14 protein-coding genes are annotated in these 17,554 nt (G+C 64.6%); 6 read left to right on the top strand and 8 right to left on the bottom strand.

The features are described from left to right. Positions 1-20: 20 nt before the first annotated feature. Positions 21-974 carry a DMT family transporter gene (locus K5H97_RS07145; protein WP_028690841.1) on the bottom strand — a complete coding sequence of 318 codons (954 nt, stop codon included), beginning with the start codon at positions 972-974 and terminating at the stop codon, positions 21-23. Between the two features lie 175 nt (positions 975-1,149). Then, complete coding sequence (pap, locus tag K5H97_RS07140; protein ID WP_028690842.1) at positions 1,150-2,643, bottom strand: polyphosphate:AMP phosphotransferase; 1,494 nt, start codon at positions 2,641-2,643, stop codon at positions 1,150-1,152. A gap of 135 nt (positions 2,644-2,778) precedes the next feature. Here pap and mnmC point away from each other — a divergent pair, with 135 nt between their 5' ends. The 5 genes from mnmC to K5H97_RS07115 all read left to right on the top strand — a co-directional run bounded on the left by mnmC (position 2,779) and on the right by K5H97_RS07115 (position 10,105). Continuing rightward, positions 2,779-4,749 carry a bifunctional tRNA (5-methylaminomethyl-2-thiouridine)(34)-methyltransferase MnmD/FAD-dependent 5-carboxymethylaminomethyl-2-thiouridine(34) oxidoreductase MnmC gene (gene mnmC / locus K5H97_RS07135; protein WP_028690843.1) on the top strand — a complete coding sequence of 657 codons (1,971 nt, stop codon included), beginning with the start codon at positions 2,779-2,781 and terminating at the stop codon, positions 4,747-4,749. 146 nt (positions 4,750-4,895) lie between these two features. Beyond that, on the top strand, positions 4,896-6,683 hold the full coding sequence (locus tag K5H97_RS07130) for an N-acetylglutaminylglutamine amidotransferase (protein ID WP_028690844.1): 1,788 nt from the start codon (positions 4,896-4,898) through the stop codon (positions 6,681-6,683). 3 nt (positions 6,684-6,686) lie between these two features. After that, on the top strand, positions 6,687-8,432 hold the full coding sequence (gene ngg / locus K5H97_RS07125; protein WP_028690845.1) for an N-acetylglutaminylglutamine synthetase: 1,746 nt from the start codon (positions 6,687-6,689) through the stop codon (positions 8,430-8,432). Positions 8,433-8,617: 185 nt separating this feature from the next. Then, positions 8,618-9,802 (top strand): osmoprotectant NAGGN system M42 family peptidase, encoded by a 1,185-nt coding sequence (locus K5H97_RS07120; RefSeq protein ID WP_028690846.1) that lies wholly within the window; start codon positions 8,618-8,620, stop codon positions 9,800-9,802. Between the two features lie 75 nt (positions 9,803-9,877). Next, on the top strand, positions 9,878-10,105 hold the full coding sequence (locus K5H97_RS07115; RefSeq protein WP_028690847.1) for a YheU family protein: 228 nt from the start codon (positions 9,878-9,880) through the stop codon (positions 10,103-10,105). Positions 10,106-10,112: 7 nt separating this feature from the next. Here K5H97_RS07115 and csrA read toward each other — a convergent pair whose 3' ends face one another. Both csrA and K5H97_RS07105 read right to left on the bottom strand, forming a co-directional pair. Beyond that, positions 10,113-10,298 carry a carbon storage regulator CsrA gene (gene csrA, locus K5H97_RS07110; RefSeq protein ID WP_028690848.1) on the bottom strand — a complete coding sequence of 62 codons (186 nt, stop codon included), beginning with the start codon at positions 10,296-10,298 and terminating at the stop codon, positions 10,113-10,115. Positions 10,299-10,422: 124 nt separating this feature from the next. Beyond that, positions 10,423-11,238 (bottom strand): SDR family oxidoreductase, encoded by an 816-nt coding sequence (locus K5H97_RS07105; protein ID WP_028690849.1) that lies wholly within the window; start codon positions 11,236-11,238, stop codon positions 10,423-10,425. Positions 11,239-11,449: 211 nt separating this feature from the next. Between K5H97_RS07105 and K5H97_RS07100 the strand changes: the two genes are divergently transcribed. Next, positions 11,450-11,602, top strand: a complete 153-nt coding sequence (locus K5H97_RS07100; protein WP_023630061.1) for a DUF3309 family protein — start codon at positions 11,450-11,452, stop codon at positions 11,600-11,602. Positions 11,603-11,621: 19 nt separating this feature from the next. Here the strand turns inward: K5H97_RS07100 and K5H97_RS07095 are convergent, their stop codons facing one another. From K5H97_RS07095 to K5H97_RS07080, 4 genes are all read right to left on the bottom strand, one after another. Next, positions 11,622-14,822 (bottom strand): ATP-binding protein, encoded by a 3,201-nt coding sequence (locus tag K5H97_RS07095; protein ID WP_155952687.1) that lies wholly within the window; start codon positions 14,820-14,822, stop codon positions 11,622-11,624. 13 nt (positions 14,823-14,835) lie between these two features. After that, positions 14,836-15,462 (bottom strand): response regulator transcription factor, encoded by a 627-nt coding sequence (locus tag K5H97_RS07090; RefSeq protein ID WP_028690850.1) that lies wholly within the window; start codon positions 15,460-15,462, stop codon positions 14,836-14,838. A gap of 30 nt (positions 15,463-15,492) precedes the next feature. Further along, positions 15,493-16,485, bottom strand: a complete 993-nt coding sequence (locus K5H97_RS07085) for a hypothetical protein (protein WP_169740501.1) — start codon at positions 16,483-16,485, stop codon at positions 15,493-15,495. Positions 16,486-16,697: 212 nt separating this feature from the next. Further along, positions 16,698-17,432 carry a fimbrial biogenesis chaperone gene (locus tag K5H97_RS07080; RefSeq protein ID WP_028690852.1) on the bottom strand — a complete coding sequence of 245 codons (735 nt, stop codon included), beginning with the start codon at positions 17,430-17,432 and terminating at the stop codon, positions 16,698-16,700. Positions 17,433-17,554 lie beyond the last annotated feature (122 nt).

Genomic DNA, 17,554 nt, shown 5'->3' with positions numbered 1-17,554 from the left:
CTTGCCCCGCGATGAAATTATCAATCAACCCGCACCCGACGTACCTTCCACCCCGCGATCAGCGACGGCCCCAAGGCCACCAACGCCGACCCCAGCACCACCGTCACCGCCCCTACATAGCCCAGGCCATTGATCTGCTCGGCATGCACGTAATCCGGCCACAGCCAGGCCGCCAGCGCCACCGCAACAAAGGTCACCAGCGGTGTCAGCGCCAGGGTCGCGCTGACCCGCGAGGCCTCCCAATGCGCCAGCGCCTCGGCGAACGCGCCATAGGCCACCAGCGTGTTCAGGCAGCAGGCCAGCAGCAACCAACCCTGCGACGGACTGAGCTGCAACGCCTCCAGCGGATGCACCCAGGGCGTGAGCAGCAGCGCGCAGCACAGGTAGATCACCATCATCACCTGCTGCGAATTCCACACCGTCAGCAACTGCTTCTGGCTCAGGGCATAGAACACCCAGATGCTGGTCGCCAGGATGATGGTCAGCACACCGGTGGTGTAAGTGCCAAGCGAAGTGAGCAGCTCTTCCAGGCGCTGGTTGAAGAACAACCCGAACCCCACCAGCAACACCAGCAGCCCCAGGCCCTGCCCCAGGCTGAAGCGCTCCTTGAACACAAACACGCTGGCCACCAGCAACAGCACCGGCCCCAGCTGGACCACCAGTTGCGCGGTGCCGGGGCTAAGCAGGTTCAGGCCGACCAGGTACAGCACATAGTTGCCGACCAGTCCGGCCACCGCGACGGCCACCAGGCCCTTACCCTTGATTCCGAGGCGGCTGAACGATGGCAACCTCCGATTAGCCGCCAGCCAGGCGAACAACAGGCCGCCGGAAACACTCAGGCGGTACCAGGTGACGGTTACCGGGTCCATCACCTGCAGCACCTGCTTGAGCTTGATCGGCAGGATGCCCCAGAGAAACGCCGTCAACAGCGCCAACAGAAGGCCCTGGACCCAGCGTCCGGAAGAAATGTGCATGGTGTCCTCGAGTCGGACCTTGGTGGGGGAAGGTGCAGTCTAAAGGCTTGCCGGGGAGGATGTGGCGGGAAAAGATTTCATCAGGTCATTCCCTGGACGCATGCTCAATGCCCGGGCGGGCTATCGTGGAGCAGGCTTGCCCCGCTAAAAGCCAAGCCCCCCCTGCACGATCCGCCTACTTCTTGTCCTTGGCGAACGCCGCCTCCAACGCCTGATTGATCGTGCGCAGCACCTTCACCCGCGCCCAGCGCTTGTCATTGGCCTCCACCAGGGTCCACGGCGCGATCTCGGTGCTGGTGCGGTCGACCATGTCGCCCACCGCCTCGGAATAGACGTCCCACTTGTCGCGGTTGCGCCAGTCTTCCTCGGTGATCTTGTAGCGCTTGAACGGAATCTGCTCGCGCTCCTCGAAACGCTCCAGCTGGGTCTGCTGGTCGATGGCCAGCCAGAACTTGACCACCACCACCCCAGCGTTGCTCAGTTGCTCCTCGAAGTCGTTGATCTCGCCATAGGCACGCATCCAGTCCGCCGGGCTGCAGAAACCCTCGACCCGCTCCACCAGCACCCGGCCATACCAGGAGCGGTCGAAGATGGTGAACTTGCCCCGTGCCGGGATGTGCCGCCAGAACCGCCACAGGTAAGGCTGGGCACGCTCTTCCTCGGTGGGCGCGGCAATCGGCACGATGCGGTACTGGCGCGGGTCCAGCGCCGCCGCCACGCGGCGGATCGCCCCGCCCTTGCCGGCCGCGTCATTGCCTTCGAACACCGCCACCAGGGCGTGGCGGCGCATGCGCTTGTCGCGCAGCAGACCGGCCAGGCGCGCCTGTTCGGTGACCAGCTGTTCCTGGTAGTCGTGCTTGTCCAGGCGCAGGGTCATGTCCAGGGCGCCGAGCAGGCTCTTCTGGTCGATGCTGCGCCCCAGCGGCGCGACATTGCCCTGATGCTTGCCTTTGGGGTTGTTGGCCAGGGCCGCCTGCAGGCTCTCCAGCAGGATCCGCCCCACTGCCAGGCTGCGGTAATGTGGGTCGACGCCCTCGACCACATGCCAGGGCGCGTAATCGCGGCTGGTGCGGCGCAGCACCCGCTCGCCGAAACGCACGAAGCGGTCGTAGGTTTCCGACTGCTGCCAGTCCAGCGGACTGATGCGCCAGTTGTGCAGCGGGTCATCCTTGAGCGCCTTGAGCCGGGCCTTCATCTGTTTCTTGGACAGATGGAACCAGAACTTGATGATCAGCGCGCCTTCGTCGCAGAGCATCTGCTCCAGGCGCTCGGCCCCGGCGATGGCCTGGTCGAGCACGGCATCCTTGAACTGGCCATGCACGCGGCCCTCGAGCATCTGGCTGTACCAGTTGCCGAAGAACACGCCCATCCGCCCCTTCGGTGGCAGCGCCCGCCAATAGCGCCAGGCCGGTGGCCGGGCCAGTTCCTCGTCGGTCTGCTGGTCGAAGGTGCGCACTTCGATCAACCGCGGGTCCATCCACTCGTTGAGCAGCTTGACCGTCTCGCCCTTGCCGGCGCCCTCGATGCCGTTGATCAGCACGATCACCGGGAAGCGCGCCTGCTGCTTGAGATCATACTGGGCTTCGAGCAGCGCCTCGCGCAGGGCGGGGACTTCCGCTTCGTAGGTGTCCTTGTCGATGCTGTGACCGATTTCGGCGGATTCGAACATGGAGCGCTCCTTCAATGGATAAGCAAGATTAGCGGATTTGCGCCATGCGTATCGATTCTGTCGCGCCTTGCGATAGGGCCGACACTCGCCACGCGAATCGCTTAAAATCCGTCATCCGCTGCAACCGAGCCAACCATGTCCGATACCACCCTCCCCCAGCACGCCCAGATCGACTGGGACGACCAGGGCCGCCCCCACTCTCGGCAATACGACGATGTCTATTTCGCCATCAACGAAGGCATCGACGAGACCCTGCACGTGTTCATCGAGCAGAACCATCTGCGCCAGCGCTTTGCCGAGCTGGCGCCGCGGGACTGCCTGGTGATCGGGGAAACGGGCTTCGGCACCGGCATGAACTTCTTCTGCGCCTGGCAGTTGTTCGAAGAGCTGGCTCACGCCGAGGCGCGCCTGCACTTCGTCAGCGTGGAAAAATACCCCCTGAGCCGCGCCGACCTGGAGCGCGCCATGCAGTTGTGGCCGACACTGGCGGCCTTCACCCGGCCCCTGCTCGATCAGTACGTGGCGATCCATCCGGGTTTCCAGCAACTGAGCCTCGATGACGGCCGCGTCACCCTGACGCTGATGATCGGCGATGCGCTGGAGCAACTGCCACAACTGGACGCGCGCATCGACGCCTGGTTCCTGGACGGCTTTGCCCCGGCGAAGAACCCCGACATGTGGACGCCCGAGCTGTTCGCCCAGCTGGCGCGCCTGTCATACCCCGGCACCACCCTCGGCACCTTCACCACCACCGGCTGGGTGCGCCGCTCGCTGATCGAGGCCGGGTTCACCATGAAGAAGGTGCCCGGTATCGGCAAGAAGTGGGAGGTAATGCATGGCGTCTACAGCGGCGCGCCCGCCGCCCCTGCGGCGCCCTGGTACGCACGCCCAGCACCCTTGCCGGGGCCACGCGAGGCGCTGGTGATCGGTGCCGGCCTGGCGGGCAGTGCCACCGCGCGCAGCCTGGCGGCCCGGGGTTGGCAAGTCTGCGTGTTGGAGCGCCACGACGGGCCGGCCCAGGAGGCCTCGGGCAACCCCCAGGGCGTGCTGTACCTCAAACTGTCCGCCCACGGCACCGCCCTGTCGCAGATGATCCTTTCCGGCTTCGGCTACACCCGTCGCTGGCTCGAGCACCTGCAACGCGGCCAGGACTGGGACGCCTGCGGCGTGCTGCAACTGGCCTTTGACGACAAGGAAGGCGAACGTCAGGCCAAGCTGGCAAGTGCCTTCGACAACAGCCTGCTGCGCCAGCTCGACCGGGCACAAGCCGAAGCCACGGCGGGCGTGGCGCTGGCCAGCGGCGGCCTGTTCTACCCCGAAGGTGGTTGGGTACACCCACCGGCGCTGTGCCAGGCCCAACTGGAGCATCCGAGCATCCGCCTGCTTGGCCATGCCAACGTCATCGCGCTGCGCAAGACCGACGGCCTGTGGCAGGCCTGGGACGGCGAGCGCCTGCTGGCCAGCGCGCCGCTGGTGGTGTTGGCCGGGGCTGCCGATGTCCGTCAGTTCCCGGCCTGCGCCGGGCTGCCGCTCAAGCGCATTCGCGGGCAGATCACCCGCCTGCCGGCCACCGTGGCAAGCCGGGAGCTGCGCACGGTGGTTTGCGCCGACGGCTACGTGGCGCCATCTCGTGGCGATGAACATACCTTGGGCGCCAGCTTCGACTTTCACAGCGAGGACTTGGCGCCGACCGTGGCCGAGCACCGGGACAACCTGGCGCTGCTGGATGATATTTCCGCAGACGTGGCCACCCGCCTGCGCACCGCCGAACTGGACCCGGCACAACTGCAGGGCCGGGCGGCGTTCCGCTGCACCAGCCCGGACTATCTGCCCATCGTCGGGCCGCTGGCCGATGTCGAGGCGTTCAACCAGGCCTACGCCATGTTGGCCAAGGATGCACGACAGGTGCCGGATGTGGCCTGCCCGTGGCTGGAGGGGCTGTATGTGAACAGTGGGCATGGCTCGCGGGGATTGATCACCGCACCGTTGTCGGGTGAGCTGATCGCCGCCTGGGTCAGCGGCGAGCCCTTGCCGCTGCCCAGGGCGGTGGCCGAGGCCTGTCATCCCAACCGTTTCTCGCTGCGCCGGCTGATTCGCGGCAAGTAGCACTACCGCAGGGGGGCGCCTTGCGCTCCCGGGACCACTCACCCCATATAACAGATCGATCTAAAACTCTCACAACCTACCTCGGTCCCTACCTAAGTGTCCCTTATTTCGGGCACCTTCCCCAACGGCAAAACCGGTAAGGACTTATGTGCGGATTAGCAGGAGAGTTACGTTTCACCCCCATAGACCAAGCCCCACGCCCGGCGGACCTCGCCGCGGTGGAGCGCATCACCCACCACCTGGCGCCCCGCGGCCCCGACGCCTGGGGCTTCCATAGCCAGGGCCCGATCGCCCTCGGCCACCGGCGCCTGAAGATCATGGACCTGTCCGACGGCTCGGCCCAGCCCATGGTCGACAACACCCTGGGCCTGGCACTGGCTTTCAACGGCGCCATCTACAACTTCCCGGAACTGCGCCAGGAGCTGCAGGCCCTGGGCTACAGCTTCTGGTCCGACGGTGACACCGAGGTGCTGCTCAAGGGCTATCACGCCTGGGGCGCGGCGTTGCTGCCCAAGCTCAACGGCATGTTCGCCCTGGCCATTTGGGAGCGCGACAGTCAGCGCCTGTTCCTGGCCCGCGACCGCCTGGGCGTCAAGCCTCTGTACCTGTCGCGCAACGGCGAGCGCCTGCGCTTCGCCTCAACCTTGCCGGCACTGCTCAAGGGCGGCGATATCGACCCGATGATCGACCCGGTGGCACTGAACCACTACCTGAACTTCCACGCCGTGGTGCCGGCGCCGCGCACGCTGCTGGCCAATGTGCAAAAGCTCGAGCCCGGCACCTGGATGCGTATCGACCGCCATGGCGAGGTCGAGCGCCAGACCTGGTGGCAACTGCACTACGGCCCGAACCCGGACGAGCGCGAGCTCGACCTGGAGGGCTGGACCAGCCGCGTGCTCGATGCCACCCGTGACGCCGTGGCGATCCGCCAGCGCGCCGCAGTGGACGTCGGCGTGCTGCTCTCCGGCGGCGTCGACTCCAGCCTGCTGGTCGGCCTGCTGCGCGAGGCAGGCGTGGACGACCTGTCGACCTTCTCCATCGGTTTCGAGGACGCCGGCGGCGAGCGCGGCGACGAGTTCCAGTATTCCGACCTGATCGCCAGCCATTACCACACCCGCCACCACAAGCTGCGCATCGCCGAGCACGAGATCATCGAGCAGTTGCCAGCGGCCTTCCGCGCCATGAGCGAACCGATGGTCAGCCATGACTGCATCGCCTTCTACCTGCTCTCGCGGGAGGTGGCCAAGCATTGCAAGGGCGTGCAGAGCGGCCAGGGCGCCGACGAGCTGTTCGCCGGCTACCACTGGTACCCGCAGGTGAACGGTGCCGAGGACGCCTTCGGTGCCTATCGCGACGCGTTCTTCGACCGCAGCCACGCCGAATACCGCGACACCGTGCAGGCGCCGTGGCGCCTGGACAACGACGCGGCCGGCGACTTCGTTCGCGAGCACTTCGCCCGCCCCGGCGCGCCGGACGCGGTGGACAAGGCCTTGCGCCTGGACAGCACGGTGATGCTGGTGGACGACCCGGTCAAGCGGGTGGACAACATGACGATGGCCTGGGGCCTGGAAGCGCGCACGCCGTTCCTCGACTACCGCCTGGTGGAGCTGTCGGCGCGCATACCGGCGCGCTTCAAGCTGCCCGACGGTGGCAAACAGGTGCTCAAGCAGGCGGCGCGCCGAGTCATTCCACACGAAGTGATCGACCGCAAGAAGGGCTATTTCCCGGTGCCCGGCCTCAAGCATCTGCAAGGCGCCACCTTGGACTGGGTGCGCGAGCTGCTGACCGACCCCAGTCAGGATCGCGGGCTGTTCGATCCGGCCATGCTCGACCGCCTGCTGAGCAACCCCCACGGCCAGCTTACCCCGCTGCGCGGCTCCAAGCTGTGGCAGCTGGCGGCCTTGAACCTGTGGCTCAGCGAACAAGGAATCTGACCAATGAAAGCCCACGAGATCGCCTACGGCCAACGCCTGCTGCGCGGTCAGGCGCCGTCTTACGAGCGCCTGCAGGCACGCCTGGCCGGTGACGGCAGCGAGCCCCATGACCAGCCACGGGCCGTGCATTGTGGCTGGGGGCGGCTGCTGATCGGGCACACCTACCCCGATCCGCTCAGCCTGGCCGAAGCGCTGCTGCAAGAACAGGCCGGCGAGCGCGATATCGCCCTGTACGTCGCCGCGCCGCAGCAGGTGCTGGCCCAGGCGCCGCAACAGCTGTTCCTCGATCCTTCGGACACCTTGCGCCTGTGGTTCAGCGACTACCGGCCAGCGCAACGCGTGTTTCGCGGCTTTCGCATTCGGCGGGCGCAAGGTGCGGCGGACTGGCAGGCAATCAATGCGCTGTACCAGGCCCGCGGCATGCTGCCGGTCGATCCCGAGCTGCTGACCCCGCGCCACCTCGGCGGCCCGGTGTACTGGCTGGCCGAGGACGAAGACCGCCACACGGTAATCGGCAGCGTCATGGGCCTGGACCACGGCAAGGCCTTCGACGACCCCGAACACGGCTGTAGCCTGTGGTGCCTGGCGGTGGACCCACACTGCACCCGCCCGGGCGTCGGCGAAGTGCTGGTACGCCACCTGATCGAACACTTCATGAGCCGCGGCCTGGCCTGTCTCGACCTATCGGTGCTGCACGACAACCGCCAGGCCAAGCGGCTGTACAAGAAGCTTGGGTTCCGCACCCTGCCGACCTTCGCCATCAAGCGCAAGAACGGCATCAACCAGCCGTTGTTCCTCGGCCCAGGGCCCGAGGCCGGCCTTAACCCCTATGCACGGATCATCGTCGACGAGGCATTGCGCCGAGGCATCGAAGTTCAGGTCGATGATGCCGATGCCGGGCTGTTCACCCTGAGCCTGGGCGGACGGCGCATCCGCTGTCGCGAATCGTTGAGTGACCTGACCAGCGCCGTCACCATGACCCTCTGCCAGGACAAGCGCCTGACCCGCCAGGCCTTGCACAACGCTGGCCTGCAGGTACCGGCGCAGCAACTGGCGGGGAGCGTCGATGACAACCATTCGTTCCTCGACGAGCATGGCGCGGTAGTGGTCAAGCCGGTGGATGGCGAACAGGGTCAGGGAGTGGCGGTCAATATCACCACCCTCGAAGCGCTGAGCCATGCCGTGGAGCAAGCCCGCGCCTTCGACAGCCGCGTGCTGCTGGAGAGCTTCCATGCAGGCGTCGACCTGCGCATCGTGGTGATCGGCTACGAGGTGGTGGCGGCAGCAATCCGCCATCCGGCCCAGGTGATCGGCGACGGCAGGCACAGCCTGCGTGCCCTGATCGAGGCCCAGAGCAGACGCCGCCAGGTGGCCACCGGTGGCGAAAGCCGCATTCCACTGGACGAAGAGACCGCGCGCACGCTCAAGGACGCGGGGCTGGGCTACGACGACATCCTGCCCGCCGGGCAACGGCTGGCCGTGCGCCGTACCGCCAATCTGCACACCGGCGGCACCCTGGAGGATGTCACCGCGCGCCTGCACCCGGTGCTAGCCGATGCCGCCGTACGTGCCGCCCGCGCCCTGGAAATCCCGGTGGTGGGCCTGGATTTGATGGTCCGCGATGCCGAGCACCCGGACTACGTGATCATCGAGGCCAACGAGCGTGCGGGATTGGCCAATCATGAACCGCAGCCTACGGCCGAGCGCTTTGTCGACTTGTTGTTTCCCCACAGCCGCCCCTTGGCCTGACAGCTCCTCGGATCTTTGTGGGAGCGGCCTTGTGTCGCGAAAGGCCCGCAAAGCGGGCCCGGCAATAGATGCAGCGAAGCTGACATCCCGGGGGCGCTTCGCCCCCCCCCCTTTCGCGACCCAAGGCCGCTCCCACAAGACCTTGCCCACAGTTTGAAAATTTCACCCCGACCGGAGACCTGGACATGTCCGAACGACTTCCCGAACCCGATCTCGACTACCTCAAACGTGTACTGCTGGAGATGCTCGCCATCCCCAGCCCCACCGGCTTCACCGATACCATCGTGCGCTATGTCGCCGAGCGCCTGGACGAACTGGGCATCCCCTTCGAGCTGACCCGTCGCGGCACCATCCGCGCCACCCTCAAGGGCCGCCAGAGCTCGCCCGACCGCGCCGTCTCGGCGCACCTGGACACCATCGGCGCCAGCGTGCGCCAGTTGCAGGACAACGGTCGCCTGGCGCTGGCGCCGGTGGGGTGCTGGTCGAGCCGCTTTGCCGAGGGCAGCCGGGTCAGCGTGTTCACCGACACCGGCGTCTACCGCGGCAGCGTGCTGCCGCTGATGGCCAGCGGGCACGCGTTCAACACAGCCATCGACCAGATGCCGATCAGCTGGGAACATGTGGAGGTGCGCCTGGACGCCTACTGCGCTACCCGCGCCGACTGCGAGGCGCTGGGGATCGCCATCGGTGACTGCGTGGCCTTCGACCCGTTGCCGGAGTTCACCGAAAGCGGCCATATCAGCGCCCGCCACCTGGACGACAAGGCCGGCGTGGCGGCCTTGCTGGCGGCGCTCAAGGCCGTGGTGGAAAGCGGCCGCCAGCCCCTGATCGACTGCCATCCCTTGTTTACCATCACCGAGGAGACCGGCTCCGGCGCCGCCGCTGCCCTGCCCTGGGACGTCAGCGAGTTCGTCGGCATCGACATCGCCCCGGTGGCGCCGGGGCAGGCGTCCAGCGAACACGCGGTGAGCGTGGCCATGCAGGATTCCTCCGGGCCCTACGACTATCACCTGTCGCGTCACCTGCTCAAGCTGGCCGGCGATCAGGACCTGCCGGTACGCCGTGACCTGTTCCGCTACTACTTCAGCGACGCCCACTCGGCGGTGACCGCCGGGCACGATATCCGCACCGCCCTGGTGGCCTTCGGCTGCGATGCCACCCATGGCTACGAGCGCACCCATATCGACAGCCTGGCGGCGCTGAGCCGTCTGCTCGGTGCCTACCTGCTCAGCCCGCCGGTATTCGCCAGCGACTCGCAACCGGCCAATGCCTCACTGGAGCGCTTCAGCCACCAACTGGAACACGACACGCAGATGGAAAGCGACACCCGGGTGCCGGCGGTGGACAGTCTGGTGGGCAACAAAGGGTGATCGAGCGGGAATGGGGCGCACCAGGCCCCCAAATTCACGTAGCATGCCTCCATTCCCACAACCACCGCCCAGACCATGCTGATCCCCTACGAGCAACTTGAAGCCGAAACACTGACCCGCCTGATCGAGGACTTCGTCACCCGCGACGGTACCGACAACGGCGACGACACGCCGCTGGAAACCCGCGTGTTGCGGGTACGCCAGGCCTTGGCCAAAGGTCAGGCCTTCATCCTGTTCGACATGGACAGCCAGCAGTGCCAGTTGCTGGCCAAGCATGAAGTTGCGCGTGAGCTGTTCGAGTAGCGGGCCCTCAAGCCTGCTGCTTCTCGAGCTCAAGTGCCTTGATGCGCTTGTACACCTCGGTCCTGTGCACCTCCACGTCCCGCGGCGCGCAGATACCGAAGCGGACCTGGCCGTTCTCGACGGACATCACCTGGATCTTGATGTTTTCGGAAATGACGATGACTTCGCCCACTTCTCGTCCAATTACCAGCATGTTCCGATCCTCCAGCTCAAGGGAAAATCGGAGACTGCCCCGCCAGCTTTGGCCTACTCAATCCTTCTCAGGACAAATAGACGCAACCTACTGGCAAAGGTAAAAAAACCTACAGAAATCTCTCTCAATGCGCGGTTTTGCGCGCCTTCGCCCGCATTTTTACCGCCATGTCCGCCATTTCGTCGTAAAGCCGCTGAGGCGCCTGGCACTTGAGCTGCCAGGCGTGGCGCCCGGCCTCATGGGGCAGGATCAGGAACTCGCCAGCGGCGACCCGCTGGTGTATATGTTCGGCGATATCCGCAGCATTGATCGACGAACCTTCCAGCAGTTTGCCCACCTGCGCCTTCATCGCCGGATCTGGTCCGCGGAACGAGTCGAGCAGGTTGGTCTGGAAGAACGACGGGCACACCACATGCACCGCCACCTCGACCTGGCGCAACTCCACCAGCAGGCTCTCGGACAAGGCCAGCACCCCAGCCTTGGCCACGTTGTAGTTGCTCATGCCCGGCCCCTGCATCAGGGCGGCCATGGAGGCAATGTTGATGATCCGCCCACGGCTGCGCTCGAGCAGCGGCAGGAACGCCTTGCAGCCCTTGACCACGCCCATCAGGTTGACCGCGATCTGCCAGTCCCAGTCCTCCAGGGACAAATCGGCGAAGAATCCACCCGACGCAACCCCGGCATTGTTGACGATCACGTCGATGCCGCCGAGCTTTTCCTCGCAGGCCTGGGCCAGGGCGGTGAGCTGGCTGTAATCGCGCACGTCGCAGCGCTGGGAGAAGCCGTCACCACCGGCTTGGCGCACCAAGGCCAGGGTTTCGCGCAAGCCCGCCTCATTGACGTCTGCCAGAGCCAGCTGCCAGCCCTCGCGAGCCCAGCGCAGGGCAATCTCGCGGCCAAGGCCGGAGGCGGCGCCAGTGATCATCATTCGGTTGTGCATGGTGGAGCGCCTTGAACAGTGGGAATGGCTGGAGTCTAGCCACAACACCACGGCTGCCGGTACGGCATCAAACTGCTGAATACGGCGCCATTGGGCGGCAGGCCATTCAATCGTCAGGCAGGTGGATTGAATTTTTATACAAGGGCACCAGTCGGAAACATTAAGCGGCTACCGCTATGCCCCAGCCCTTCCATAACGCAAGGACTTCGCCATGACCACCATCCTCATTATCATCCTGATCTTACTGCTGATCGGCGGCTTACCGGTCTTCCCTCACTCCCGCGCATGGGGTTACGGCCCGTCCGGCATAATCGGGGTGGTACTGGTGGTCTTGTTGATCCTCTTGTTGCTGGGCAGGATATGAACCTGGCCTGGCATGACGCTCAGCCTTGAGTCCGGCTGCCCAGATAGTGCTCCAGGTCTTGCATCACCGCATGCAAGGCCTGAGCATCACGGCGAAGTCGTTCAAGATCCAAGGGGGCGCTGGCGCAACTGCCCTCCAGGCGCTCGCAGGCATTGATCAGATCGCCAGCGCCCAAGATGCGTGCGCCGCCCTTGACCCGGTGCGCCAAGGCAGCCAGAGCCTTTGGATTGTCGCCTGAATCTGCCAGGCGGGTGAGATCATCACGATTGCTGCGACGCAGATCGGCAAGCAACGCTTCCAGTGCGCCCTGATCATTGTCCGCCAACTGTCGTAGATGATCGAAATCGAATATCGACGTGCGCGCGCCCTCATCCCCCAGACATTTGCCCTGCTGCGCAACACTGCCGCCCAGGGCACCGATCAGCGCCTGCAAACCGAGGGGTTTGAATAGGCAATCATCCATGCCTGCCGCTAGGCAGCGTCGGCGTTCGTCCGCCAGCGCGCTGGCGGTGAGCCCGACTAGTCGACACGCCGTCCCTCCATTGCGACGCTCATGCAGACGAATCGCCCTGGCCAGACCATAGCCGTCGAGGCGCGGCATGCTGCAATCGCTGATGACGACATCGAAGTGCTCGTTCAACCACAGCCGTAGGGCCTGCGCTCCATCCTCGGCAACCCGGGCGTGATGCCCCAGGTAATCAAGTTGCTGGGCCAACAGCAATCGATTGGCCGGATAGTCGTCCGCCACCAGCACGCGCAGCGGTACTGCATCCGACGGGACATCACTGCGTGGTGCCACCACGGGCTCTGACGGATCCAGCGGATGAATTGGCAGCTCCAGGTGGATTTGTGCCTGGGTGCCCTTGCCCAGTTCGCTGCTCAACTGCAAGTTGCCGCCCATCATCTGGCACAAGCTGCGGCAGATGCCCAATCCAAGCCCCGTGCTGCTGCGCGGCGACTGGGACTGATTGCTGGCTTGGCGAAAGGGCTGGCCCAGCTCGGCCAATTCGGCCTTGGCAATGCCGATACCGGTGTCCTCGACGATCAGGCGTACCACCAGGCAATCGCTGCGGGACTGAGCACAGACGCTCACCTGTACCCGCCCCTGCTGGGTGAACTTGATCGCATTGCTCAACAGATTTGCCAATACCTGCCGCAAGCGCACCGGGTCAAGCAATACCGGGCGGTCAACTTCGCCCTCAACGGTGAGATCGAGCCGCAATCCCTTGACACGAGCCTGATGGTCGAACAACTGGATAACCTGCGACACCTGTTCGCGCAGGCATGACACCGCTGGCGTCAACTGTAACTCGCCCGCCTCGATACGGGTGACATCGAGGATATCGCCTATCAGTTCCTGCAGTCCCCGGGCAGCGTCAGCGGCCACCTCGATGGCCAAGTGATCGAGCACGCCCCGTCCGGCCTTGCGTTGGGCGAGCTCCAGCATGCCCAAAAGGGCATGCAACGGCGTGCGGATCTCATGGCTCATGGCTGCCAGGAAATGAGTCTTGGCATGGCTTGCTGCCTCGGCCCCTTGCTTGGCCCGCCGCAGCTGCACCTGCAGACGGCGTAGGTAGCGGATCCACAGCAGCGCTACCAGCAGTGCGGCAAAAGCAGCGAGAAATCCCAGCAGCAGGGGAGTCCGGTACCGCTGCCAGGCACTGGCGGCAACGATCAGCGGACTGCGCCAGCGCCGGACCAGCACATCGATTTCGCGTGGTGCCAGATCGAGCAATGCCTTGTCGAGGATGCTCTGGAGATGAACCGCACCCGGACTGCTGGCAAACGCGAAATGCTCCGCTGGCAAGGCCAGGCTGCTGATCCGCAGCCGCCCCGGGTACCAGCGAGCAACCAGTAACCGGGCCTGGACGAGTGGCAGCACGGCTGCCGCGACTCTCCCGGCGGCCACCGCGTGCACCGCCTCCAACGCACCATTGACCGGTGACTGCACGACCCTCGGATATGCCTGGGCCAGCAACGCCTGTGCCACGCTGCCTTCCTCCAGTGCCAGCCGCCGCCCGTTCAGCTGGGCGAGATCACCTGGCCGCTCGGCGTGCCCCTGCATCACCAGCACATACGCAGAACTCAGAAAGCCACGAGTGAATCGCAGGCGCTCTCCACGCGCCGGGCTGTAGGGCAGGCCCGCGATCAATTGTGCCTTTCCCATGCGTACCTGCTCGACCATCTGTGCCGTAGTGCCACCTGCCTCGACGTCAAACTCCAAGCCCGTTCGCCGGCCAAGCAATTGCAACAGATCGAAGCTCAACCCTTGCAGTTGGCCTTTACCATCGCGATAGCTCAGCGGCATTGCCTGTTCATTCACCAGCACCTTGATGCGTGGGTTTTCAGCCAGCCAGTGCCGCTCGACATCGCTCAGCGGGATGCCTGGCGACCTGTGCACGGCAGCAGGTCGGGCATGCCAACGCTCGTGAATATCCGCATGTTGATCGCCAAGGCCGTCCAATACTCGATCAACCAGGCCGATCAACGCCTTGTTGTCGCGGGCCATGGCAAAACCGACAGCTTGGCTGGTCAGGGCCGCATGGCCAATTTCCTCGGCACCGTTCCATTGGTTGCGGCCCAGGAGATAACGGCTTCCGAGCGTGCTGCCCAGATAAAGGTCGGCGTCACCCAGCGCGAGTGCCGCCAAGGCGCTGAACGGCGAGGGATGAAGCTGGATTTCGGCCAAGGGGTATAACGCCTGTACCTGTTGGCGCGGACGATATCCGTCGACCAGCGCCAACCTGAAGCTGGCGCCGCTGCGGGCCCGTTCCCGCGCATGCTCCTGCGGGGCGATCAGCAAGGGACGATCCTGGGCATAGGGCGCAGACAGATGCAGACCTGCCTCGAGCGCCTGCTGCGGGCTGACGGACCCGAGCAGGTCGATACGGCCTTGGCGCAGGGCAGCTGCCGTCTCGGCGAACGATGCAAACACCTGCAACTGCACTTCGAGGCGCAGTTGACTCGCCAGCAGCCCGACGTAATCGGCGGTGATGCCCTCGTAGGCCTGCCCCGTGGTAAGCATGTCGAACGGTGGGTTGTCACGGGCGATCACGCCCAGGCGTAACACGCGGTGCTCCCACAGCCAACGCAGTTCCTCGTGATCCAGAACCGGCGGCGGTGTCTGCGGGGCGGGGCGTGCATGCAATTGCACGGCCGCGCAAGTTGGCAGGTAGCCAAGCCCCCCCAGTATCCCTATCAGCAAGGCACGCAGGAACACGGGACTACAGCGCTCAGATGAGCGCGTTGCGACGGGCGAAATCCGCCAGGTCGATCAACGAGCTGAGTCGCAGCTTTTCCAGTAGGCGAATCTTGTAGGTACTGATGGTCTTGTTGCTCAACAACATGGCCTCGCCGATGGCTTTGTTACTATAGCCACGCGCCAAGTGCTGGAGGACCATCAACTCGCGATCGGTCAAACTGGCGATGCACTGTGCCTCGGTTGCCTGCAGGTCACGGCGGTTGACCGAGCTGAGCGCCACTTCGGGAAAGTAGCTATAGCCAGACAGCACAGCGCGCACCGCTTTGCCGAGTTCATCGAGATCATCGGTTTTAGACACATACCCAACGGCCCCAGCCTGCATGCAGCGCAATGAGTAGGACTCGGCCAGTTGCGAGGTCAGCACCACTATACGCGTGGGCGTCCCCAGGGCCTTGATCCGGGCGATCACTTCCAGCCCATCCAGGCCCGGCATGGCGATATCGAGAATTACCAGGTCCGGCGCATGCTCACGGGCCAGGCGCACCGCGTCGATGCCATTGTCGGCCTGGCCGATTATCTCCAGGCGTTGCTGGCGCAGCAGCATACAGACGGTGCTGCGGATGAAAGGGTGGTCGTCAACCACAAGTGCTCTGTGCATAGCGTTTACCTCGTGCGCTACCTCAGCCGGTTAAAGCTCGGCGTCGAAGACCACGGTGACCTGGCCGTCATAAGTACTGCCAGGGTGCTTGAGCATCGCTTGTACATCACTGCGTCCCACCTCGAAATGCAACTGGCCTGGTCGATTCAACGTTGGCATGGCCGCCTCGAACTGAAGCGCCGCGAAGCGGCCAGTAGGCAACTGCAGGCGTTCCACCGCCTGGCCCCGGTGCTGGATACCCGCAGGCAGACTCATGGCGACCTCCACAGCCACCTGTTCCCCTTCGTCACTGCGGATCGCGCAGTGCGCGCCCATGTCGTGCTGGCAAAGCTTATAGACCTTGAACGGGCCGGTGGACCACACCCTGAACGGCAGGTCGCGATAGATGCGCTGCGGCGCCTTGCCACCGGCCAACCAGGCCTGCCAGCCGTTCCTGGGCTCCAGCACAGCCCGGTCGGAACCAGGCGGAAACTCGAACATGAAGGCGTGCTGCACATCGAGTTCGAAATTGATGGTGAGGCTGTCACCACTCAGGTTGCTGACATCGTTGCCAAAGTCGAAATCACCACCCGGGCCGATGCGAAAGGTGGTCGAGCCCCGGTACTTGCCGGCCTTGAGCCGGTAAGGTGGCGGTATGTTCAGGTTGAAACCCACACTGAGTTCTTCAACGTCAGCCTGCATCACGGTGCCTGCGGGAGCATAGATGCTACGCGACCAGCAAGCGCCAGGCGTGAGCGAATCACTTAGACGCCAAAGCACCCGCGCCCTGCCATCTCCCCAACTGCCGGACGATCCACCACCGAAAACACATCCTCCGAGTATCCGGTTATAAGTTGGATTGCGATCGAGCCTTGCGCTCTTCGCAATCACGCTGAACAACGTCCACTCGAAGGCCATTCGTCGCGGCTCACCGGTTTCATCGTGGTAGACGTCCACCTCACGCCGCCCGGGAAGCTGCAGGAAGAACTCGTCGCGCGGATCCGCCGCCTCCTGTACCGCTTTTTTCGTGAAGGTAATCGGCAAGTCGACCGTCGTGGCCCCTCGGCACGTGGTGGGCCAGTACCTGCACACCCCACCCGGAGGCGTTGTGTTTTCGAAGCGACCTGATCCGCCACCCCGGTACTCTGCGCTGATAGTCACGTCCAATGCGCTGGCCACTGGCATGACCCCGCACAGTACTATCGCGCAGCCCCAGCGTGCCCACCCTCGCTGTCTGATGGATGAAAAAAACACGATCATCCCTCCACCACCATTGCCTTGGTATTACCGCCCTCAATTAACTCGAGCTGATGCACCTTGCCGGTCTCCCCGTCGAACTGCCGGGTGCGACCCGGCAGGACGTGGTGTTTGGTGGCGGGCGCACATCCCTGCCCTGCGGCTTGGCACAGGCGAAAATGATCGAGCACAACCGTGGCGTTACCCTGGTTCACGACAGTCAGTTGCCCGCCTGCGCGCCGTACGTGGGTCTGGTAGCGTGTCTCGGCAGGCCGGACGAACAACAGCGAGCCATATCCGGCCAGCAGATTGACCCCGGCCTTGAGGCTGTCACGGTACTTTTCCGCCTCCTGGTCATCCACCATGAAACCATCGCCCGACTCCGGAAGCACCGGTACGAAGCGCAGACGGAAATAGCGCTCCTGCTCCCGTGAGCCACGATAAAGCAGGCGTACCGCCTGCATGCCTTGGGCGGGGATGATCAGCCGCGCCGGGCTGGCGATCAAGCCGCGCTGTTCCAGTGGCAGCCCATCGGTGGCAATTTCACGGGCAACACCAGTTGCGTCATACACCAGTTCAGCGACGCTGACCTTGACGAACGCAGTGGTGTCGCCGCTGTTGCGTACCCGCTTGAGCAAGGTGCTCTTGTCACCGTCGACGTAGTCATAAAGCGCGCCGACATTGAGCTCGGGAGCGGCACTGGCAACCAGAGGCAGCGCCAGCAGTGTCGAGGCCAGCAGGCGGAAAATATTCATGATGCGAACTCCGTGCGTCATTGACGGGAAAGTATTGATGGGGAGTGGCTGCGTGGCCATGGCCGAACCTGCGGGAACCTTCCCGCATGGCCATCTGAAACGCCCTAAACGGCAGTAGGCCT

Source organism: Pseudomonas mosselii, assembly GCF_019823065.1.
GTDB lineage: Bacteria > Pseudomonadota > Gammaproteobacteria > Pseudomonadales > Pseudomonadaceae > Aquipseudomonas > Aquipseudomonas mosselii.
The sequence above is the reverse complement of the archived record's forward strand: the minus strand, read 5'-3'. Positions and strand labels throughout refer to the sequence as shown.